Below are 21,773 nucleotides of genomic sequence, written 5' to 3'. Positions count from 1 at the left end.
AGTGTTATTTGCCGCGACAGAAACAAAGAGGCAATCATGAAAACCCTGGGTGTCATCCTTCTTCCCTCCCTTGCCCTGCTGGCCGCCTGTGGCGGCAAGGACGCTGCGGCGCCGACCGGCCAGGTCGCCGCCACCGTCAACGGCAAGGAGATCACGATCATCGACATCCGCCATGAAGCCGGCACTGCCTCGCCCAGCAAGGAATTGGAGCAGGCGGCGCTGCGCTCGCTCATCGTGCGCCAGCTGCTGGCCGATGAAGCGGTTGAGGAGAAGGTGGACCAGCTGCCATCGACTGCGATCATGCAGGAAAAAGCGCGGCAGATGGTGCTGGTCGATGCGCTGACCAACCAGATCCGTGCTTCCTCGCCCAAGCCATCGCGCGAGGAAGCGCAGCAGTTCATCGCCAACCACCCGGCGAGCTTTGAACAGCGCCGCATTTTCCTCGTCGACCAGATTATCATCCCGACCAGCACGCCCGATCTGGTCAAGGCGATCGAGCCGCTGGATACGATGGCGCAGATCGAACAGCTTCTTGCCCGGCGCAATGTGCAGTTTCAGCGCGCAGTCGGCAGCATAGACGCGCTCAGCATCAACGCCGATGTGGCTGAGGAGATTGCCAAGTTGCCGGAAAACGCCGTGTTCGCCTCGCCTGAAAATGGCGTCATCCGCATCAACCGGGTGCGCGAGACGGTGATCCAGCCGATCAGTGGTGAAGCGGCGATGACCGTCGCCATGAACCAGATTGCGCGCCAGCGGTCAGAGGCCATCGTTGCCAACAAGATTCAGGCCATATTGGATGCCGGAAAGCAAAAGGTGAAGTATAACGCCACCTTTGACCCCGCAGCCAAAATAGGCGCCAAGGCTCCGCCCGCGCAATGACCGGAACCGAACCGAAGCGGCCCTGCTGCCTGGCGAGGCATGACGGCGCCCTGTCCCATTTCTGCACAGTGCGCCCTATGCGCGACAGGATGAATAGTCTAACGAGAGGCGATCAGCCCGAAAATTGGGGAGAAAAGGGTGCGTAACAAACTCATCATTCTATCGGGAGCGAGCCTTGTCAGCGCCCTTCCCGCCATGGCCTATGCACAGGCTCCCGCAGCAGGCGGCAGCAGCAGCGGCCTGAGCATCAATGCATCGGCCGAAGTGCGCCACGATTCGAACATCGCCCGCACCTCAGCGGCGACGGCAGCTCTGCGCGGCTTGTCGAGGAGCGACCAGAAGTTTTCGCCGAACCTCAACCTCAGCCTTGGCCGCTCCATCGGCGCCCACAGCGTCTCGCTTTCCAGCAGCCTTGGCTATGACTTTCACCGCCACAACACCCGCCTCGACCGCGAGCGGATTCAGGCTGGTGCGTCGGTCGCGCTCAGCATGTCGCCCTGCGCACCAAGCTTCAACAGCTCCATCAGCCGTCGTCAGAGCGAGCTGGGCGAAGTCGCCGATGCGTTTGGCAACCTGCAGACCGTAAGCAACGCCGAAACCCAATGGAGCGTCGGCGGCACGATTGCATGCGGCAAGAGCTTTGGCCTGCGCCCCACGGCGGGCATCACCTATCAGGACAACAGCAACAGCAGCACCCAGCGCCAGGGGACCAACAAGCGCATCACCACCTATCAGGTGGGGCTGGGCTATCTGCATCCCTCAATCGGCGACATTCAGCTCTTTGCCCAGCAGCGCGAGCTGCGCTTCAAGAACCAGTTCCTGCCCACGGGCGAGCAGAACGGCAACCGGCAGCGGTCTTACGGCGTCAGCTTCAGCCGCAATATCGGCGCGCGGCTTCAGGGCAGCGCCTCGGTGAACTGGAGCGATGTGGAGTCTCGCCAGCCGGGTGTGCGCGGGTTCAGCGGCGTCAACTGGTCCGCGAACCTCTCGTTGAAGGCTACGCCCCGGATGCAGATTCAGGCAGGACTGGGCAAATCGATCACCTCGTCGCTGGCGATCGACTCAAACTATAATGTCAGCACCGATTACAGCATTGGCGCCAGCTATGCCGTCAGCCCGCGCATCAACTTCAACACCGGCTATTCGCACACCAAGCGGCGGTTTGAGGGTGCGCTCGGCGTGTTCACGCCCGGCCTGGCTCCTGTCAATGTACTGACCAACGACAAGAAGAACAGCGTCTATGCGTCTGTCGACTATATGTTCTCTCCTAAGCTTAAGTTCATATTGGATGGTGGACATGATGCACGGAGTGCCAATGCGGCATTCTATGACTATAAGAACAACCGTGTCGCGTTGCGTGCGGAGTTGACGCTCTAGGATGCGGCAGGTTGCCCAACAGAATGAAGGTGAACGAACCATGTCACTTACCCGCTCGATGATGTCAAAGATGAACGATGCCATCAAGGCCGCGTCGCTTTTGGTGGTCATGATGTTCGGCAGCACAATGGTCGCCCACGCGCAGGCCGCGCCTGCCGCCCCACAGCCGATGCCCGTTGCATCCGCACCGCAGGCGTTCAGCAGCGTTCCGACAGACGACGCCTATGTGCTGGGCACGGGAGATGTGATTACCGCCGAGGTGCTGGGCCGTGCCGAGTTCAAGACCCAGGTGCAGATTCAGGCGGATGGCACCCTGCAGCTTCCGTTCCTCGGCACGGTGAAGGCGGCGGACATGAGCGTGCTCCAGTTCCGCGAAACCATCAAGAACTCGCTCAAGAAGGGCGGCTATTATGCGGACCCGATCGTCAACGTCACTGTCGTCAACTATGCCAGTCGCTATGTGATCGTGCTGGGCGACGTGGGGCGGCCCGGCATGGTGCCGGTGGACCGCAACTATCGTGTGTCGGAGATTCTGGCTTTAGTGGGCGGCCCGCGCGACAGCGGCTCGGACTTCATCATGCTCCGCCGCACCACCGGCGAGGAAATCCAGCTGGATATCCGCAAGCTGGCGACCGGCACGCTGGATCAGGACCCCTTCGTCAAGCCGGGTGACAAGCTGTTTGTGCCCAAGGCGGAGACTTTCTACATCTATGGGCAGATCGCCCGCCCCGGCACACTGAAGATCGACACCGGCATGGATTTGCGCCGCGCCATTGCCGCTGCTGGCGGCCTGACGACCATGGGGTCTGAGAAAAAGGTGAAGGTCATCCGTGATGGTAAGGAAATTAAGAAATTCCCGCTATCAGAGCCTATCAAGAATGGCGATGTGATTAACGTGGGCGAACGCTTCTTTTAGAAACCGGGGCATAACATGAGCTTCTTGCAGTTTTTTCGTATCCTATGGGCAAGGCGGGCGCTCATCCTGCTCAGCGTGCTGGGAGCCGTTGCTGCCGCGAGCATCGTGGTGATGCTGGCCCGGCCGCGTTACGAGGCTACAACCCGGATTGAGCTTGATCTCCTCAAGCCCGATCCGGTGACGGGCCAGTCGATCGGGGGGCGCTCGCTACCCGATTATGTGAAAACGCAGGTTCAGCTCATGCAGGACTATAAGGTCGCCGGGCGCGCGGTAGACATGCTGGGCTGGCAGAACTCGCCCCGCATGGCGGCCAACTATGCCCGGCGCCAACCCGGAGACAAGCGGGATTTCCATCGCTGGCTCGCTCAGCCGGTGATGGACAATACCAACGTGGTCTGGATGTCTGGCACCAGCCTCATCGCTATTTCCTATACGTCATCCAACCCGGAAACCGCCGCCAAGATGGCGGATACGGTGCGCGACGCCTATATCGATCAGGTGCTGGCAACCAAGCGCGACTATGCGATGAAAAACGCCAACTGGTATTACAAGCAGGCGGACGACACATATACCAAGCTGAAAAAAGCGGTCGAGCGCCTGACGGCATTTGAAAAAGCGAATGGCATCATCCTTGCCGATGACGCCAGCGACCCGGAAATGGCGAAGCTCAAGATGCTCGCGCAGGCGGCTCCCGCCGCGCAGGCCGCAGCCGGAGCCTTCATTGCCCCGTCCACTGTTCAGGTTGCGGCGCTGGAATCCCAGATCGCCTCGCAATCCAAGATTCTGGGTCCGAACCACCCCGATCTCCAGACCTTGCGGAGCCAGCTTGCCACCGCGCAGACCGCGGTTGCCCGCGAAATCGCAATGGCGCGCTCCGGCAGCGCGCCTGGTGGTCCCTCGGCCTCCAGCATGCTCTCTGCCCAGACGCAGAAAGTGCTCGCCCAGCGCGGCAAGGTGAGCGAGGCCAAGCGCATGGCGACCGACGTGCAGGTGCTGCGCTCGCAATATGACAAGGCGCTTCAGAAGGCGGCAGACTTTGAGCAGCAGGCGCAAACCACCGAATCCGGCGTGAAGGTGCTTGCCAACGCCGTGGTGCCGCGCTCGCCAGATTTCCCGAACATCCCGCTTATCCTTGGCGGCGCGCTGACGATCAGCTTTGCTTTCGGCACGCTGGCCGCGCTCATCATCGAGCTGCTCAACCGCCGTGTGCGTAGCGCAGAGGATTTGGTCAACAGCGGCCTGCCGGTTGTCGGCATCATGGGCCATTCGGCAGATGCAGACCCGGAAGGCCTGTTGTGGAGGATATTGGGCATACGCATGCCGCAATTGGGGCGCGCCGCGTCATGACGCAGATGGATATGCCCCAGAGGGAAGAAAGTGAAGCCATGGTCGAACAGCAGCTCAGCGAGCAGGCCGAAACCGTCGCTGACGTGACAGATGCCACGCCAGAGACAGCGGAAGCTGGTCCGCTGATTATCGATGAGACCGGCCAGACCGTCATCGGGCGCAGCGGCTTTCGCTTTTCGCGCAAGATTGTAGCGCTCTCTGCCCCCAATTCGGTTCAGGCGGAAAGTTTCGGCTCGCTCCAGACCCACCTCAAGGCCAAGCATATCGGCGATGGCCGCCGCTCGCTCGCAATCTGTGCCGCAACGCCGGGCGTGGGCACCAGCTATGTGGCCGTGAACCTTGCCATGTCGTTTGCGATGGCCGGTCTCAACACGATGCTGATCGATGCCAACATGCGCTCGCCCGGCCTTGAAGACTATATCGCGCCAGACAAGGCGCCTGCGGGCCTGCGCCAGTGCCTTGGCGACAACGAGGTAGAGTTTGGCGACGTGATTCAGGCGGATGTCTTCCCCAATCTCTCGCTCATCTATTCGGGCGGCATCGCGCCCAACCCGCAAGAGCTGCTTGCCAGCCGCGCGATGAGCGAGCTGCTCGACACCTGCCTGCGCGATTATGATGTAACGATCGTCGATACCCCGCCGGGCCACACCTCTGCCGACGCACGCCGCATCGCCATGGCCGTGCGCTATGCGATGCTGGTCGCCAAGAAGGACAGCAGCTACGTCAGCGATGTGAAGCAGCTCGCCGACGAGCTGACATCCGATCGTGCGACGGTGATCGGCACCTTCCTCAACGACTTCTGACGAGCCGATAGCGCGGTCGTGCAGCTATTTCTGGCAGGGAACCCATGACCGCCTCTTCAGCCCCCGCACCGGAGCCAGCCAGCCAACCCCTCTGGTGGCGAGCGGCGCTGCTGCGCCACTGGCCATTGTGGGCGGGCTTCCTTATCCTGCTGGTGCCTACGCTCGGCGGGCTGGGGCGCGAGGTGTGGTCGATGGAAATCGGCGCGCACGGGCCGATTGTGCTCGCGACCGGCCTGTGGCTCATTACCCAGTGCCTGCCCGATATGCGCGCACGCCTTGCCCCGGCCAGCGGGCCTGTCGTTGCGCTGATACTGGCGCTTGCCCTGCCGATATACGCCTTTGGCCGTGCCTATGATTTCATCAGCCTTGAGGCGCTGGGCGTCTATGGCGCGGTGCTGGGGCTGGCATATCGGCTGGCGGGCTGGCCGGCCCTCAGGCACAATGTCTTCCCGTTCTTCTACCTCGGCTTTCTGGTGCCGCCGCCCGGCTGGCTGATCGATCAGGCGACAGCGCCGCTGCGCACGCTCGTTTCCACCGTGGCAACCGGCCTGCTGGAGCCGCTGGGCTACCCGATCCTGCGCGAGGGGGTGACGCTGTTCGTCGGCAGCTATCAGTTGCTGGTGGAGGACGCCTGCGCGGGGATGAACAGCATCGTCGGCCTCACGGCGATCACTTTGTTCTATATCTATCTGCTGCATAGGGCTTCGTGGCGCTATGCGCTGTTGCTGGTCTCTCTCATCATACCGGTGGCGATTATCGTCAACATCCTGAGGGTGATCGCACTCATATTGCTCACGCATTATTATGGCGACGGCGTGGCCCAAGGCTTTTTGCATGTAACGACGGGCATCATGCTGTTCACGGTGGCGCTGGCAGCGATGTTTGGCCTCGACTGGCTGTTGCAGCGTCTGCTGGGCAAAAGGCTGGGGGCCAACGCATGATCACGCGGCGGGATTTCCTGATCGGTGGCGCCTGCGTAGCGGCGCTGGGCGTGGCGGAGGCGCTGCGCCCGCGCACGCAGATCACCCTGATGCCGCAGCAGCCGCTGACAAACCTCGTGCCCAAGACAATCGGGCCGTGGACGCTGGGCGAAGGCGGCGACATCGTGGTGCCAGAGATACCCGGCAGCCTCACCGACAAGCTTTATGCCGATACGCTGACCCGGCTCTATATCAACACCAAGACCGGCGAACAGATCATGCTGCTCGTCGCTTATGGACAGGCGCAGAGCGACATTCTCCAGCTTCACCGGCCGGAAAGCTGCTATCCTGCCATCGGCCTCGCAATCGGATCTCGCCGCAATGACGATATTGCGCTGGGCGGGGGCGCATCCATCCCTGCTGTGGCCCTCACCGCTGGCGAGGGCATCCGCATGGAGGATATCGTCTACTGGACGCGGCTGGGCGAGTTCCTGCCCCGTACAGCGGGCGAGCAAAGGCGCAACCGGCTGGAAACGGCCATGGATGGCATCATCAGTGATGGCGTGCTCGTTCGTGCCTCGACCTTGCGCATGGGGCCAGAGGCCTCGCCGGCTTATGATCGGCTCAATGCCTTCCTCGCGGCGCTGGTTCGTGCGGTTCCCGCCAATAGCCGCCCCGGCTTCATCGGTACAGAACGCGCGAAGGCGCTAGTGACCCGAATCTGAAGTCCGCCCCATTATCGGGATGGCGCAGAGCGGACTTCAGATTCAACAGGATCACTAGCAACTTTATGATTCCAGTGTGGTTTATGGATTTGAAATTCGCTCCGAACCATGCCGACACATGTAGCGAATTTCAAATCCACCACACTAGGCTGATCTTTTACCCCAGCATCGGCGGCACACCGCGCTCGCCCCTGATGCCCGCCCACCAGCCGGACAACGCATAGCCCCACTGCCGCCATGCGCCCCGCGCGCCATAGCGCAAAGACAGCAGAGCAAGCGTCGCCATCGCCGCGACCGGAAGGCGCCAGCCGGAAATATCCCGCACCACATGCAGCTTGTTGCGCTCGTCCATATAGATGGGCAGCCGCTTCCGGCTTTTGATCGCGCCCGCGGAGCCGGTGGTGCTGCCCTGATCGTGGCGCACCCGCGCATCGGGGGCGAAGCCGAGCTTCAGCCCCAGCTTGCGCGCGCGCAGCCCCCACTCCACCTCCTCGCAATAGAGGAAATATTCATCGCGCATCAGGCCGACGCGCTCAACGAAGAGCCGGTCCACCAGCATCGATGCGCCCAGCACATAGTTCATTCGCGCCTCGATGGCGGCGGGATCTACCGGGTCGCTCAACCGCGCGCCCATGCCGATCGACACCGCGCGTGCGAACCAATAACGCCAATGCCCGCCATAAGCCTGCACCCGGCCATCAGCATCATGCAGCACGCCGCCCACCATATGGCAATCGCCGCGCCGCAGCCGTTCCACCAGTGCAGCAAGCGCGCCCGCGTCCGGCGCGGTATCGGGGTTGACGATCCACCACGCAGCGGCGTCTGGCCGGGCGCGCATCGCGAGGTTGACGCCGCCCGCATAGCCCAGATTACCGGGCGCGAGCAGACATTCCACCGCCTGCCCGCCTGGCAGGCGCTCTGGCACGGCAGCTTTCAGCCTGGCGAAAGATCGCTCGCCGCCATTTTCGCAGATGACGACATCGAAATCGGTATAGGTCGATTGCCCCAGCGCGGCGAGGCACCCGGCGATTTCCTCGGCATTGTGAAACGCGACGATGCAGATGCTGACCGGAAACGGCGCGGCGCTCATGCGGCGTGGCCGCCCCCGCGCAGCACGATGCGATGCCCCTCGACAAAGCGCCACAGGCGAATAGCCGCGAGCGTGCCCAGCGCGGATAAGCGCTCACCCACGCTCGGCACGCGACGATCTGTGAGGATGCGCAGCGCGTGAACCGGGATAGCGGGCAGCTCCAGCCATGTTTTGCCGATCCACTTGAGCGCAGACGCCCCGCCATCGCGGCTCAAGGCATAGCGTTCCGCGCAGATGCGCCGCCATTTGCCCTTCAGTTGCGCCCAGTCCGCCCGCGCCGGATGGCCGACGATCGCGTCCGCCGCATAGCCGATGGAAAAGCCCATCGCGCGTGCGCGCCAGCACCATTCATTGTCTTCGGACACCGCTGTTCGGAATGGGCCGACCTTCAAAAACAGGGCGCGCGGGCAAAAGAGATTGGCGGTTACGGTAAAGTGCAGCCGCTTGACATAGCGTTCATTGTCAAAGGCGAATACGGTTTCAAAGGCCTCCGCGCCGCTCATTGGCCGCCCACCGGGCACCAACACCTTCATGCCGCCGCCGATGAAATCGCCACCCCGCCCCAGCGCTGCAACGCCGCGCTCCAGCCATGCGGCGTCAGGCACGCAGTCGCTATCCGTAAAGGCGAGGATTTCTCCCCCTGCCGCTTCGGCCCCGGCATTGCGCGCCGGACCAGCGCCCGGCGTCATCGCAGTAACGATCCGCGCACGCCCTGCCACCACCTGCTCCACTGCCGCGATGCCGCAGGGAGAGTTGTTGTCCGCCACGATGATCTCATAGGCGTCGCGCGGCATCGTCTGTGCGCAAAGCGCGCCGAGGCAGCGATCCAGCCTCTCAAGATCGTTATAATGCGGGACGACGACGCTGATGCGCGGAACGGATGTCATTGCCCCGCGCCCGTCCAGTCCGGCCGCCTGCCCGCCTTGGCCCATGCCTCCACCGACGCGGCAGTAGGATGAAACACCAGTTCGGGATTGGCGCGCACGAGCTGGCGCAGCGCGGGCGGGTCAAGCTCCCACCAGCGGCTGGCCTCCAGCGCGGCGATGAGGTCCGGCGTAAAGCGATCCCGCAGCTTCTTGGCGGGGTTGCCCGCGACAATGGCGTAGGCAGGCACATCCTTCGTCACCACCGCGCCCGCGCCGATGATCGCCCCCCGCCCCACATGCTTGCAGCCGGGCAGGATCATCACATTATGGCCGATCCAGACATCATCCTCGATCACCAGCACGTCGTCGTAGAAAATATCCTCGTCCACCACGCCAAACTTGCGTTCATACAGCGCCGGGTGGGTCGTCATCGCATCGAACGGGTGGTTGATCGGCGCGGAACGGACAGTGTTGGCAAGCGAGCAATAGCGCCCGATACGGATCGGCCCCGGCATGCGCCAGCGGTCGAAACAGCCATAGCTGTATAGCCCGACATCGATGCGGAAACGATCGCGGAAATAGGCGCGCAGCGGCACATTATCATGCTGGCGGCGCGACCACAGCTTGATCCTGATCTTTTCGACAAGCGAAGCCAGCACGGCCCTATTTCCCCGCTATGTCAGGCGTTCTGTGCCACCGCATATTTATCGAGCAGCGCATCGAGCAGCTTGGTGTTGCTCTTTTCGCCTGCGAAGTGCGATTGCGCCAGCTCGATCCAGAGATAAACCGGCACGCCCTCTTCCTTGAAGTGATAGGCACCCGCCGGGTCATCCGCCAACGGCTCCAGCAAGCCATAGTCCTGCTGCATCTTTTGCATATAGGCCAGCCCCTGCCCCGGCTTGCGGATCACCTCATCGGCCTGGTGCGGCATCAGGCGGCCGCCATAATGCAGCGCAAGGCGCGCGAGCAAGCCAAGGTTGGTGCCATGGCCATCGGCTTTGGCGCGGCCCGTCTGAAACAGGCTGAGGCTGGAGACGCGATGGCGGATTTCATCGACAGAGTGGTTGATGGCATCGGCCACGTCGCGCTTTTCGACCATGCTCGCCTCGCGGTCCACCGCCGCCAGGCCCGCATGCTGGCTCAGCAGGCTGGCGATATAGGGCGAGCCATAGGCCACCGCGCTGATGAACGCGATCGCCTCACGGTCAAAGGTAAGGCCGCAGATCTTTTCGCCGTTGTGGATCAGCTCCTCGATCTCACCGTTCGACATGTTGGGCACCTGATAGCCCAGAATGTTGCGCCGGATCGAGGGAATATGCTCGATCAGCTCCGTGAGGTTGGCGCCCACGCCCGCGATAACGAGCTGAAGGCGGCTGGACCGATCCGACAGGTTCTTGATCAGCTCTGCTATCGAGCGACGAAAGGCCATGGAATGTGCGCGGTCGAACTCATCGAGGATCACCAGCACACGCGTGTTGGATACCTTGGAAAACAGATCGCTGATCTGCGGCACCGTCAGTGTTCCCTCAGGCAGCAGATCGCCGAGCGAACGCCCGTTCTCGATCTCGGACGAGGTTGGCGCATAGTCCGCATGATAGAGCAGCGGAATATCCCGCGCGATCGAGCGCATCAGATCACTGAAATGCGTTTCCTCGCCGCAGGAGGCATAGCGCACGATATAGCGCGCATCCCGCGCGAGCTGCGCCAATATGTGCAACAACGAAGTCTTGCCGATGCCACGGTCGCCATAGAGTACCACATGCAGGCGCTGGTCCTCGATCGAGCGGATCAGCGTCTTCAATACCTCTGTGCGCCCGGCAAACATGCGGTGCGAGAGCACCGGCTGCGACGGCGTGAAGGCATTGCGCATGTGGAAACGCACCCGATCCAGCGCGGTGCGTTTGCCGGTGCTGCGAATCTGGTCTCCGGCCGTACCCTGAAACTTGGGCAGCTTGTCATCCTGACGATCACGGTTGCGGCCGATAGACAGGCGCGGCACCACATCTTCATGGTCCTGATCCAGCGCATCAAAGCGTTTTTTGCGCAATGAAAACCAGTTCTGCCAGCCCATTCTATACCCTTTCATGACATCGGACGACTTGGTGTATGCCAAATACAACGAATGTCTTTACGGAGTGTATCCGATATTCTCTTCGCATGCGCAATAAAAAGAGCGTAAACTTTCGCGAACTAGCTGGGCAGGCGCGGCTTCAGCACAAACCACACATAGGCAGCCACGGCGCCCAGCGTCAGCACCGCTAAAACGCCCATGCCCTCGTTGCCCAGATAGTTGGAGAGCGCACAGCCGATTGCGGGCGGCATATAGTGCCAGACGGTATCGGGCGGCTCGTCCATCGAGGAGCGTTGCAGAAACAGCACGATCAGCCCTGCAAACGCGATCAGCGCCATCCAGTCGTAAATGGTTTCCATCAGCGCATCGCCTCAATATGTAAAATAGTGCCACCAGCATCGGTTCGTCGCAAAAAAAACACGGTGACCTGTCGGAAACCTGCCCGATGAACTTGTGCTTTCGCCATAATATACCGTAGTGGTGAAAAACTCATAATAAAATGCCAATCTGGCGATCAGGGCGCAGTGCGACAGGGAAATTGACGGAAACGAGATGGCTTTCCCCTCTGTTGATCCGCGCACGCTGTTGAAACGTCATTTCCAGTCCTTCATGTCACTGGCGATTCGGGGCGGCTCCGTGGCGTCCGGCTTTCTGGTGACGGTGCTGATCGGCCGCCTGTTCGGCCCGGAGGCAAACGGCCATTACGCGCTCATCACCCAGACGGCGATGTTCATGTCGGTCGTCGCGGTGGGTGGCATAGACCTCGCGGTAACGCGCAAATTCTCGGCAGCGGTGGCGCAGAATGTGAAGATCGAGCGGCGTAGCCTGATGAAGGTGATCGCCTGGTCGCTGATGTTCACCGGCATACTTGTCGTGCTGCTGAAGGCGGGCGGCACGCCGATGATGAAAATGATGTTCAAGGGCGAGGTGCCGCAGGACGCCATCATCGTGCTGATCGTCATCATGATTTCCCGCACTCTCACCCGCATGCTGGGCGCGGTGCTTCGCTCGCAAAAGGCCTATATCTGGGGTCAGTGCATCGAGGTGCTGATCATCCCGACGATCGTGCTGCTCTATATCGCGCTCGGCATGGCGCCCGGCGTGGAACAGGTGTTGTGGATGACGGCGCTGACCGGAATGTTGGTGGGGATAGCAGCCTTCTTCACCAGTCTGCCGCTTAGCTCCAATGACAAAAACACGCTGCATGTGCCGATGCGCGATATTCTCAAAGTGGCGATGCCGCTGTGGGGCGTCGCGATTTTCCTCAATATCGCGGACTGGTATGGCCTTGCCACCGCCTCCGCCGTGCTCGGCGTCTATGAGGCCGGGCTGTATCGCGTGGCGGCACAGGTTGCGGGTGTGTTGAGCATCATCACCATGGGGCTGTTCAGCGTCTTCTCGCCCCAGTTTGCCGAAGCGCACGCAGCGGGAGACATGCCCAAGCTCGCGCGCCTTGCCAGCTCTGCCACCCGGCTTTCAGCCTTTTTCTGCCTGCCTGTAGCAGTGCTGATCTTCGTGTTTGCAGGGCCGGTGCTCAGCCTGTTCGGGCCTGAGTTTCATCCGGCAGAGACGGTGCTGCGCGTCGCGGTGGTCGGCCAGGCGATCTATACGATGACCGGCCCGTCTGGCCTCATTCTGGCGATGACAGGGCATGAGCGCACCAACCTGATCCAGACCATCGGCAGTAGCGCGCTGTTGCTGGTGAGCGCCCCCTTCGCCGCGCGCTATGGCGGGTTACTGGGCATCGCGACCTGCCTCGCGGCGGTGGTGATCGCGCGCAATCTGGTGAGCATCTGGTCTGTCCGGCGGCTGACCGGCATCAATGTCTTTACAGGAAGCATCAAGACGACGGCACGAGCCGAAGCCTGACCCGGCGGCACCCATTCAGGGTTTGAGCAGCGGCCGCCACCAGCTTTCATTGCCAAGATACCACGCCAGAGTCTGCGCGAACCCTTCGGCAAAGGTACGGCGCGGGGCATAACCCAGTTCGCCGCGCGCCTTGGTCTCGTCTATCGCATAGCGGCGGTCATGCCCGGCGCGGTCGGTTACAAACGTCTTGAGACTGTCAGACGGCCTGCCTTGGGCGGCTGGCGCTTGCGGAAAGCGGGCGGCCAGAGACGGATCGGCAGCGAATGCGCGGTCCACCGTGGCGCAAATCTCCTCGATCACGCGCAGATTGGGCAGCTCCTGCCCACCGCCGATATTGTATGTCTCGCCCGGCTTGCCGTTGAGGATCACCTTCTCGATGCCGTTGCAGTGATCCTCGACATGCAGCCAGTCGCGCACGTTCATGCCATCGCCATAAATCGGCAGATTGCGGCCATAGAGGCAGTTCAAAAGGAACAGCGGGATCAGCTTTTCCGGGAATTGATAAGGGCCATAGTTGTTCGAGCAGTTACTCGTCGTCACATTGAGGCCATAAGTGTGGTGATAGGCGCGCACGAGATGGTCTGACCCTGCCTTGGACGCCGAATAGGGCGAGTTGGGGGCGTAGGGCGTCGTCTCGCTGAAGGCCGGATCGTTGGGGCCGAGCGATCCATAGACTTCGTCCGTCGAGACATGGTGGAAGCGGTGCGGCTGGCCGGTGCCCTTGTCCAGCCACAGCTTGCGCGCGGCCTTGAGCAAGCTGTGCGTGCCGATCACGTTGGTGGTGACGAACGCATCCGGCCCGGTGATCGAGCGGTCGACATGGCTCTCGGCTGCGAAGTGCACGATGGTCTGGATATTCCGCTCGGCGAGCAGCTTTTCCACCAAAGCCGTGTCGCAGATGTCACCCTCGATCAGCTCCACGCCTTCGAGGCCCGCGATATTGGCGGGGTTGCCCGCATAAGTGAGGGCATCGAGTACGGTGATGGTGTCATCCGGGTGATGCTCGCGCCAGTAATGCACGAAGTTCGCGCCGATGAACCCGGCGCCGCCGGTTACGAGCAGTTCAGCCATGTGTTTTGATTTCCTGTAGCATTTTGCGCAGATTGACGCGCCAATGGGGGGCCGGGCCACCCAGCGCCGCGAAGGTGCTGCTCTTGTCCAGCACCGAATAATGCGGGCGCGTGGCGGGCGTGAGATAATCGCTTGTGTTGATGGGAATGATCGGCACCGCTCGGCTGAGAAGGCCAGCAGCAAGCCCTTCCTCCTGTATCGCCACGGCAAAATCATACCAGCTTGCCGCGCCGCTATCGGTATAATGATGGATGCCGGTGATGCCCTTGGCGCTCAAGGCCCAGAGCGCGGCGGCAAGATCGGGCGCGTAGGTGGGCGTGCCGATCTGGTCCGCCACCACGCGCACCTCATCCCGCTCTGCCATCAGGCGGAGCATCGTGCGCACGAAGTTGTTGCCCTTGGGCGCATAGACCCATGCGGTGCGGACGATGAGTGCCCCCTCCCCCGCTGCCTGCTCGCCCGCCAGCTTGGTGCGGCCATAGGCGCTGACCGGCGCGGGCGTGTCTGAGGGCTTATAGGGCACGCCGCTTACGCCATCGAACACGAAGTCGGTCGAGACATGGACGAGACGGGCAGTGTGGGCGCGGGCGGCATCAGCGAGGTTGCCCACAGCTTGTGCATTGATGCCGAGCGCCAGCTCTTCCTCGCTCTCCGCCTTGTCGACGGCGGTGTGCGCGGCGGCGTTGAGGATGAGGTGGGGCTTGTGCTGCGCGACAAAGGCGTCGACGGCGGAAGCGTCACAGATATCCAGCTCCGCGACATCGGTGCAGATCAGTTCCGCACCTTGCGGAGCGCTCTGTTGCAGCGACCAGCCGAGCTGGCCGTTCGCGCCGGTGATCAGCGCCTTCATGGCCTGCCCCTCATGGAAACGTCACCGCTGCGCTGAGCGGCTTGCCCGCCATATCCTTGGCGGAAAGCTGTGGTTCTATGCCATTGAGCGGCCATTCGATGCCGACCGCAGGGTCATTCCAGAGCAGGCTGTGCTCGTTCGCCGGATCATAATAACCGACGCATTTGTAAAGGAAATCCGTGCCGTCTTCGAGGCAGAGGAAGCCATGCGCCATGCCCTGCGGCACCCAGAGCATGCGCTTGTTGGCGGCAGAAAGTTCCACCCCCACCCATGTGCCGAAGGTGGGCGAAGATGCGCGCAGATCGACCACGGCATCGAACACCGCGCCTGCCGTTACCCGCACCAGCTTGCCCTGCGGCCCCGGCTGCTGATAGTGCATGCCGCGCAGCACGCCGCGCGACGAGCGGCTGTGGTTGTCCTGCACGAAATCGAGGTTTAGCCCGGCCTCCTTGAAGGCGTGAGCGTTCCAGCTCTCCATAAAGAAACCGCGCTCGTCGCCGAAGACCTTGGGCTCGATGATGAGGACGCCGGGAATGGCCGTCTCGATCAGCTCCACTTCGCGCCCCCTTCGAGCAGGTGTAGCAGATAGGCGCCATAGCCTGATTTCACGAGCGGCGCGGCAATGCGCTCCAGCTGGGCATCATCGATAAAGCCCTTGCGCCACGCCAGCTCTTCGGGGCAGCAGATCTTCAGCCCCTGCCGGTCCTCGGTGATGCGGACATAGTTGGCGGCGTCGATCAGCGAGCCATGCGTGCCGGTATCGAGCCACGCATAGCCGCGGCCCATGATCTCGACATTCAGCTCGCCTGCCTCAAGATACATACGGTTGAGGTCGGTAATCTCCAGCTCGCCGCGCGGTGAGGGCTTGATCGCGTGGGCATAGTCTACGGCGCGGCCATCGTAGAAATAAAGCCCGGTGACGGCGTAGTTGGATTTGGGCTGGGCCGGTTTTTCCTCGATCGTCTCGGCGCGGCCCGCTTCGTCGAACGACACGACACCATAGGCGGTCGGATCGTTGACATAATAGCCGAACACCGTCGCGCCGCTCTCTCGCACCGAGGCATTGTCGAGCAGCTCGGTCAGGCCATGGCCATAGAAGATGTTATCGCCCAATATCAGCGTCGAAGGGTTGGTTCCTACGAAGTCAGCACCGATATGATAGGCCTGCGCCAGCCCGCCGGGATCGGGCTGCACCGCATAGGTGAGCGCAAGGCCCATGTCAGAACCATCGCCCAGCAGCGCCTGAAAGGCGGTCTGATCATGCGGGGTGGTGATGATCATGATCTCGCGGATGCCCGACAGTATCAGCACCGATAGCGGATAATAGATCATCGGCTTGTCATAGACCGGCATCAACTGTTTGGAGACCGCCTTGGTCAGCGGATAGAGCCGCGTGCCCGATCCGCCCGCCAATATTATTCCCTTGCGCATAATGCCGATGGACTCCGTCGCTTTGCTGCCTGTGTTATTGCATGTGTGCTGCGAGTGCGTAATGATTTTGCTGTATCATACAAGCCTTGTTACCATATGGTGAAGGCGTTCTAGGCTACATTAGGCGCGGGCGCAGGAGCCTCCGCCCGTTTATCCGGCAGCAGATGGCCGACCAGCTTGTCTCTAGGCCCAAAGGCAACGGCCTTTCCTTCTTTCATCAACAACACCATATCAACCGAGGCCAACAGCGATGGCCGGTGCGCCACCGCAATAACGATGGCCCCGCGCGCCCGCACATCGGCAATCGCGCTCGCCAGCGCATCTTCGCCTAGGCTGTCGAGATTGGAATTTGGTTCATCGAGAATGATAAGAAACGGGTTACCATAGAGCGCCCGCGCAAGCCCGATGCGCTGCCGCTGGCCTCCAGAGAGCGCGCGCCCATCTGCGCCGACGGACGTGTTATAGCCATCGGGCAGGTGCAGAATAAGGTCATGCACACCGGCAAGCTGCGCCGCCTTTATTACGTCTTCCGACTGGGCATCGGGATCGAACCGGGCAATGTTTTCCGCCACGGTGCCGCCGATCAGCTCTACATTCTGCGGCAGATAGCCAATATGCCGCCCCAGTGATTCCGGTGGCCATTGCTTGATATCGGCATTGTCGAGCCGGACCGCGCCGGAAACCAGCGGCCAAATTCCCGCCAGCCCGCGCACGAGGGTCGATTTGCCGCAGCCGCTCGGCCCCAATATTGCCAGCGCCTCGCCCGCGCGCAGCCCGAATTTCACGCCCTGCACCGTCAGCCGCTCCGTCCCTGGCGGGCCAAGCGTCACATCCTCGGCAACCATCAGCTTTTCCGGCGCGGGCAGCATATCAGTCGCCGGGAACTCCGGCATCGCGAGGATCAGCGACTTGAGACGCGCCCAGCCCTGCCGCGCGCTGACGAACCCGCGCCAGTTGGCGATTGCGGCCTCAACAGGCGCCAACGCGCGCGAGGCGAGGATAGAGCTGGCGAAGATCACACCGCCGCTCGCCTGCTGGTTCATCACCAGCAACGCGCCCACCGTGAGCACGCCCGATTGCAACACCATACGAAGAATCTTGGTTAGGTTACTGAGACTATTGGCAATCGCATTCAGTTTTTCTTGCGCTGCAAGGAACTGGCCGCTGGTGGTGCGCCAGCGCTCGCCGATCCGCCCCTCCATGCCCATCGCGCTCAGCACTTCGGCATGGCGGCGGGTGATATCCGCCACCACCTGCCGGTTGCCGGCAAGCTGCATCAGCTTCTGGTTCTTCTCCGCCGTCAGCCGCTCGGTCAGAAAGGTGAGGAATACCAGAATAGCGCCGCCGATCAGCACCGTGATGCCGAGATAGGGGTGGAGCAGGAACAGGATGATGATGAAGAACAGCATCCACGGCAGATCCACCAGCGCCGACGGCCCCGGCCCGGCGAGAAACTGGCGCAGTTGATCGAGGTCGCGCATCGGCTGAAGACTGTCCATGCTCGTCTGCGTGCGCGCCATCAGGCTCATCAGCTTGTGGACATCTTCGCTCAGGTCCACATCCACCGCGGCCGAGAAATGCAGCAACACCCGGCTGCGGATGAAATCCAGCACCCCCTGAAACGCATAGGCGACCAGCACCAACACCGCGAGGCCCACCAGAGTCGGGATGCTGTTGCTGGGCAGCACCATGTCGTAAACCAGCATCATATAGAGCGAGCCGGAGAGCAGCAGCACGTTCAGCACCGCGCTCAGCACCGTTGTCGCGATCATCGCGCGGCGGGCATGGGCCATAACCAGTGCGAGCCGCTGCCGTGCGGCATCGCCCTGAACCCAGCCTTCCACGCTCATGCGCGCACGCTCCGTGGCGGCCAAACCGGGGCAATACTGTGGTGCAAGATCATATCCTCACGCATTAGGGCGCAAACCCCCTCACGACAAGCGTGTTACGGGGCGATGACACGGCCACAGTCCTGGCGCTCCATCTGCTCGCGCAGGCCCGCGATCCATCGGCTGCCCCACGGCACTATCCCCACGCCCAGCGGCCCGAAGGCAGAGATGTCTAGGATAGCCACATCATCATAGCGGGCGCACAGCGCCTCCAGCCGCTTTGGCGTCAGCCAGCCGATGTGCATTACCACCGGATGCCCAAGCGGATCGCTGCCCGGCCCGCGCACCACATCCGTCACATAGCGCCCGCCGCGCGGATCGACCAGCACCACGTCCGCCCCGCTCTCCATGATGCGGCGGTGCACCTCGGCATAAGGCGCGACATAATCCTCCGCGCGCGCCATCAGAAAGCTGCCGGCGAGCAGCGCTACGAGGACGGAGGCACCGAGGACGCGACTGTCCGGTCGTTTGAAACTCGCCCAACCCAGCCCGGCGAGCAACGCGAAGCTGCCGATGAAACCGTGGAGATAACGATAGCCCCAGCCATAGCCGGGATCGATCGCGAGCGCAGCCATGCCCAGCGCGCCCAACCCCAGCGGCAGCGCCACGCGCTCTCCCCTCAGCGCCGCGCGCCAGCCGATGCGCCACAGGCCGATGAGCGCAAGCGGCACCAGCAACAGGTTGTTCCACGCGAAGAAGCGGCTCATATAGAGCAGCGGTCGCCACTTCTCCAGCCGCTCGGCAAGGCTCTGCATCTTGTCCGCCACACCTGCCGAGGGGCGCACATCCGCCGCCGGACCATAGAGATCGATCATCAGGTTCGGCCACAATCTGGCCCAGATGAACACTGCCAGCGCGAGGATGGCACCATGAAAAAGCAGCGCGCCCCAGCGGCGAGACAGCGCGAACCACAGCAGAAACGGCGTCAGGAACACGAGCGGGTAGTGATATTGATGCAGGCCCGCCAGCAACAGCGCGGTGATCCCTGCGCCGATATGCCCCAGCCGGTCGCCGCGCAGCACCAGCGCCAGCCAGACCATGTTCAATGCGAAATGTCCGGTCATCGCATAGGGCGTCATGCCGGTGACGAGCAGTTGTGTTGAGGTGAGCGCCATCAGCATCGTCACCGCCGCCGCGTCGGGCCGGTTCGGCATGATGCGCAGCGCCGCGCGCCGCAGCGCGAACAGGCCGAGGGCAAGGAACAGCGGTCCGGAAAGATTGGCGTCTCCCAGCCAGCCGCACAGCGCGCGGAAGGCGGAGTTCAAAGGCAAATAGGCCGAATTCCAATATGCATCCGCGCCGAAGGGCGAGAAGAACTCCGGCATGATCGCGCGGCGATAATCCAGCCATTCGGGCGGGATCGGGCGGGCAAGCCAGCCATCATGCATCGCCTTGGCGGCGAACTCCGCCACCTCCTCGTCGCGCGAGAGGCTGTAGTTGCCGAATAGCGCATACCGCCCCGCCCACGCGGCGAGCGCAAACAGCGCGATCAGAATTCCGACGATCCGCCCGTCATTTCCCCAGCGCCATCCGCCCTTCGGCACCCAGCGAAACGCCAGTGCGACGAGAACCAACGCCACGCTGCCCATGGCGAGAGCGGGCAGATCCTGCGCCTCGAAAAATTCATGCCCGATGGTGCGGCCCTTGAGCCACTCCACCTCCACGCCCCATGCCGCGAGCAGCCACAGCGCGTAACAGACCGCGCTGACCAGCAACAGCCAGGAGACGCGGGGCCGGGTCATGCGCTGGTCGCGCCCTCGCCCGCGAGATCGGCGCGCAGGAAAATGCCGTCCATCTCAACCAGCAGCGGGAAGTGGCCCTTGTTGTTAGCGAAGAAGGCATTGGGGACGAAGCCACGCTCCTCCAGATAGCCGATCATCGCGCGATAATCCGCCGCGCCCTCATATTGCGGGCGCACGGCAAGCTCGCTCTGCAGGCCGATCATGTCGCCAAGCCGCTTCCCCGCCCCCTCGCACACCGCCCGGTCATGGCCCTGCGTATCCATCTTGAGGAACGGGCGGACGAGGCCGTGGGGCTTGAGCAATTCGTCCAGCATGCCGTCGAGCCTGCGGCACTGCATCGGCACCGTCTTTTCGACGCGATTGCGACTCTCGAAGATCGGGTCGAGCCGCTCAGCCGGCTTGGCTATGGAACTGAACTGATGCGCGGCCATGATGTGAAACTCGGCGGTGCCATCAAAATCCGACAAAGCCATGTTGAACACATGCCATTTTGGATCGCGGGCGGCGTGGCGCGCGAGGATAGCGAACACATCGGGGTTTGGCTCAAACGAGAAGATATGCCCGCCAAAGCCCGCGTCCTTCCGAGCCGAGAGCGCATATTGCCCCTCGTTCGCGCCGACATCGATCAGCGCGTCAATCGCAAACGCATCGAAAAAGCGGCGAAGGGCAAGGATTTCAGGATATTGATGAACGCGCCCCGCAAAGCTGAGCCGCATCGCCAGCCAGCGCCGCTCCAGTTCCCGCTGTATCCGCCCCGCGCTCATCCCTGCCTCACCGTTTCGATTGCCCATTCATAGACCGCGAGCGTGGCCCGCGCCGCCTGCGCCCAGTCGCCCATATCCGCCCGCAAAGCCAGCGCGCCCTTGGTGAGCGTAGCGCGCGCTTCGCCGTCCGCCACCAGTGCGCCCACAGCCTCCGCCAGCGCATCCACCTCATTCGGCGCGCACAGCGTCACTGCGGACTCATCCAGTTCGGCGAACATCCCGACCCTGCTCGCCACCATCGCCTTGCCATAATGCAGCGCCGAGAGGAACGCCCCGCTGCTGTCGATATGACGATAGGGAAAGGCGATGATGTCCGCCCGTTGCAGATGCGCGTCGAGCCGTTGCTCGGTGAGGAAGCCGAGGTCGAGGACCAGCCGATCGGCAAACCCGGCATCGCGCACGGCCCCAAGCAGCGGTGCGATATCCATGAACGGCTTGCCCGCGACCGCCAGCTCAAACACATGCCTCGCCCGCCAGAGCTGGAGACACGCCTCAATCAGCAGATCGAACCCTTTGTATGGACGGATCGTGCCGAAAAACAGGATGCGCGGGGCTTTGGGGTGCGGCACGGCGGCAAGATCCGCCTCCCCGGCATGGGCCAGTTCCATCGGCGGGTGGGGGACGATATGCAAACGGACTGGCGCGACCCCTTGGGCGATCATGGCGTTGTAGGTTGTCTCGCCATGCACGATCAGCGCATCAAACAGATCGAGCAGCCCGCGATACCCCCGGCCCTGTGCACCCGCATCGCCATGATAGGCCGAGGCGTTATGGACGGTGTGCACCAGCGCAGGCCGCCCCTTCCCTGCCCGAAGCCGTTCGATCAGCCGCCGGTCCGCCGCCGGAAAGGGCAGCCATTGTACATGGACCACATCGTCACCACGCAGATTGGCGAGCCTGCCCAGGGTGGCGGAGGCCATATATTCCGCTGCCTTGAGCGCGCGGAAGGCCGTGCCCTCACCAAGAACGCCACGCAGCCGCTCGGACTGGCGGAAGAAGCGCGCCACATAGGTGTAGTTTTCCGGCGCGATGGCATCGGTGGTGCGCATCGGGCGGCCGAGCAGGCTCAGTCGATGCCCCTGCGCGCCCAGCGCCGCGCACAGCCCATCGTCATAGCGCCCAGTGAACAGCGAAGGATCGAGCATCGCGATTTTCATGAGGCG

At 62.6% G+C, this 21,773-nt stretch carries 21 protein-coding genes; 8 read left to right on the top strand and 13 right to left on the bottom strand.

Annotated elements, in window-relative coordinates; translation table 11 throughout:
• Positions 1–36: 36 nt before the first annotated feature.
• The 7 genes from EQG66_RS05330 to epsI all read left to right on the top strand — a co-directional run bounded on the left by EQG66_RS05330 (position 37) and on the right by epsI (position 6,967).
• A complete protein-coding gene (locus EQG66_RS05330) occupies positions 37–879 on the top strand; it encodes an EpsD family peptidyl-prolyl cis-trans isomerase (RefSeq protein ID WP_129403502.1) in 843 nt (280 codons plus the stop codon).
• 138 nt (positions 880–1,017) lie between these two features.
• Positions 1,018–2,256 (top strand): outer membrane beta-barrel protein, encoded by a 1,239-nt coding sequence (locus EQG66_RS05325; RefSeq protein WP_129403500.1) that lies wholly within the window; start codon positions 1,018–1,020, stop codon positions 2,254–2,256.
• Between the two features lie 70 nt (positions 2,257–2,326).
• Entirely contained in the window at positions 2,327–3,172 is an 846-nt protein-coding gene (locus tag EQG66_RS05320; RefSeq protein WP_129403498.1) for an SLBB domain-containing protein, read from the top strand.
• A 15-nt stretch (positions 3,173–3,187) separates the two neighbouring features.
• The gene (locus EQG66_RS05315) at positions 3,188–4,519 is read left to right on the top strand and encodes a Wzz/FepE/Etk N-terminal domain-containing protein (protein ID WP_129403497.1); all 1,332 of its coding nucleotides are present in this window, start codon (positions 3,188–3,190) and stop codon (positions 4,517–4,519) included.
• On the top strand, positions 4,516–5,322 hold the full coding sequence (locus tag EQG66_RS05310) for a CpsD/CapB family tyrosine-protein kinase (protein ID WP_129403495.1): 807 nt from the start codon (positions 4,516–4,518) through the stop codon (positions 5,320–5,322). Before EQG66_RS05315 ends, EQG66_RS05310 begins: the two co-directional genes overlap by 4 nt.
• 44 nt (positions 5,323–5,366) lie before the next feature.
• Complete coding sequence (gene xrtV, locus EQG66_RS05305; protein ID WP_129403493.1) at positions 5,367–6,263, top strand: exosortase V; 897 nt, start codon at positions 5,367–5,369, stop codon at positions 6,261–6,263.
• The gene (gene epsI, locus EQG66_RS05300; RefSeq protein ID WP_129403492.1) at positions 6,260–6,967 is read left to right on the top strand and encodes an exosortase-associated protein EpsI, V-type; all 708 of its coding nucleotides are present in this window, start codon (positions 6,260–6,262) and stop codon (positions 6,965–6,967) included. The genes xrtV and epsI overlap by 4 nt, the downstream gene beginning before the upstream one ends.
• A 157-nt stretch (positions 6,968–7,124) precedes the next feature.
• Here epsI and EQG66_RS05295 read toward each other — a convergent pair whose 3' ends face one another.
• From EQG66_RS05295 to EQG66_RS05275, 5 genes are all read right to left on the bottom strand, one after another.
• On the bottom strand, positions 7,125–8,057 hold the full coding sequence (locus EQG66_RS05295; protein WP_129403490.1) for a glycosyltransferase family 2 protein: 933 nt from the start codon (positions 8,055–8,057) through the stop codon (positions 7,125–7,127).
• Positions 8,054–8,944 carry a glycosyltransferase family 2 protein gene (locus EQG66_RS05290; protein ID WP_129403488.1) on the bottom strand — a complete coding sequence of 297 codons (891 nt, stop codon included), beginning with the start codon at positions 8,942–8,944 and terminating at the stop codon, positions 8,054–8,056. Before EQG66_RS05290 ends, EQG66_RS05295 begins: the two co-directional genes overlap by 4 nt.
• Positions 8,941–9,582, bottom strand: coding sequence for a CatB-related O-acetyltransferase (locus tag EQG66_RS15700; RefSeq protein ID WP_281273904.1), 642 nt, complete (start codon positions 9,580–9,582; stop codon positions 8,941–8,943). Before EQG66_RS15700 ends, EQG66_RS05290 begins: the two co-directional genes overlap by 4 nt.
• Before the next feature lie 20 nt (positions 9,583–9,602).
• Positions 9,603–11,009 carry an ATP-binding protein gene (locus EQG66_RS05280; protein WP_129403486.1) on the bottom strand — a complete coding sequence of 469 codons (1,407 nt, stop codon included), beginning with the start codon at positions 11,007–11,009 and terminating at the stop codon, positions 9,603–9,605.
• A 104-nt stretch (positions 11,010–11,113) separates the two neighbouring features.
• Positions 11,114–11,353 (bottom strand): XrtV sorting system accessory protein, encoded by a 240-nt coding sequence (locus EQG66_RS05275; protein ID WP_129403485.1) that lies wholly within the window; start codon positions 11,351–11,353, stop codon positions 11,114–11,116.
• A 193-nt stretch (positions 11,354–11,546) separates the two neighbouring features.
• Between EQG66_RS05275 and EQG66_RS05270 the strand changes: the two genes are divergently transcribed.
• Positions 11,547–12,863 (top strand): lipopolysaccharide biosynthesis protein, encoded by a 1,317-nt coding sequence (locus tag EQG66_RS05270; protein WP_129403484.1) that lies wholly within the window; start codon positions 11,547–11,549, stop codon positions 12,861–12,863.
• 15 nt (positions 12,864–12,878) lie between these two features.
• Here the strand turns inward: EQG66_RS05270 and rfbB are convergent, their stop codons facing one another.
• The 8 genes from rfbB to EQG66_RS05230 form a co-directional block, all read right to left on the bottom strand.
• A complete protein-coding gene (gene rfbB / locus EQG66_RS05265; RefSeq protein ID WP_129403483.1) occupies positions 12,879–13,934 on the bottom strand; it encodes a dTDP-glucose 4,6-dehydratase in 1,056 nt (351 codons plus the stop codon).
• The gene (rfbD, locus tag EQG66_RS05260; protein WP_129403482.1) at positions 13,927–14,784 is read right to left on the bottom strand and encodes a dTDP-4-dehydrorhamnose reductase; all 858 of its coding nucleotides are present in this window, start codon (positions 14,782–14,784) and stop codon (positions 13,927–13,929) included. The genes rfbB and rfbD overlap by 8 nt, the downstream gene beginning before the upstream one ends.
• Positions 14,785–14,794: 10 nt before the next feature.
• The gene (gene rfbC / locus EQG66_RS05255) at positions 14,795–15,340 is read right to left on the bottom strand and encodes a dTDP-4-dehydrorhamnose 3,5-epimerase (RefSeq protein ID WP_129403481.1); all 546 of its coding nucleotides are present in this window, start codon (positions 15,338–15,340) and stop codon (positions 14,795–14,797) included.
• Positions 15,331–16,215 (bottom strand): glucose-1-phosphate thymidylyltransferase RfbA, encoded by an 885-nt coding sequence (gene rfbA / locus EQG66_RS05250; protein WP_129403480.1) that lies wholly within the window; start codon positions 16,213–16,215, stop codon positions 15,331–15,333. The genes rfbC and rfbA overlap by 10 nt, the downstream gene beginning before the upstream one ends.
• 110 nt (positions 16,216–16,325) lie before the next feature.
• Complete coding sequence (locus tag EQG66_RS05245; RefSeq protein ID WP_129403479.1) at positions 16,326–18,065, bottom strand: type I secretion system permease/ATPase; 1,740 nt, start codon at positions 18,063–18,065, stop codon at positions 16,326–16,328.
• 95 nt (positions 18,066–18,160) lie between these two features.
• Positions 18,161–19,846 carry an MFS transporter gene (locus EQG66_RS05240; RefSeq protein ID WP_129403478.1) on the bottom strand — a complete coding sequence of 562 codons (1,686 nt, stop codon included), beginning with the start codon at positions 19,844–19,846 and terminating at the stop codon, positions 18,161–18,163.
• On the bottom strand, positions 19,843–20,610 hold the full coding sequence (locus EQG66_RS05235) for an FkbM family methyltransferase (RefSeq protein WP_129403477.1): 768 nt from the start codon (positions 20,608–20,610) through the stop codon (positions 19,843–19,845). The genes EQG66_RS05240 and EQG66_RS05235 overlap by 4 nt, the downstream gene beginning before the upstream one ends.
• Positions 20,607–21,767, bottom strand: coding sequence for a glycosyltransferase family 4 protein (locus EQG66_RS05230; protein WP_129403476.1), 1,161 nt, complete (start codon positions 21,765–21,767; stop codon positions 20,607–20,609). Before EQG66_RS05230 ends, EQG66_RS05235 begins: the two co-directional genes overlap by 4 nt.
• Between the last annotated feature and the right edge of the window lie 6 nt (positions 21,768–21,773).

The sequence above is a fragment of the Sphingobium fluviale genome, from assembly GCF_004122115.1.
Lineage (GTDB): Bacteria > Pseudomonadota > Alphaproteobacteria > Sphingomonadales > Sphingomonadaceae > Sphingobium > Sphingobium fluviale.
This window is presented reverse-complemented; position numbering and strand designations above follow the sequence as displayed.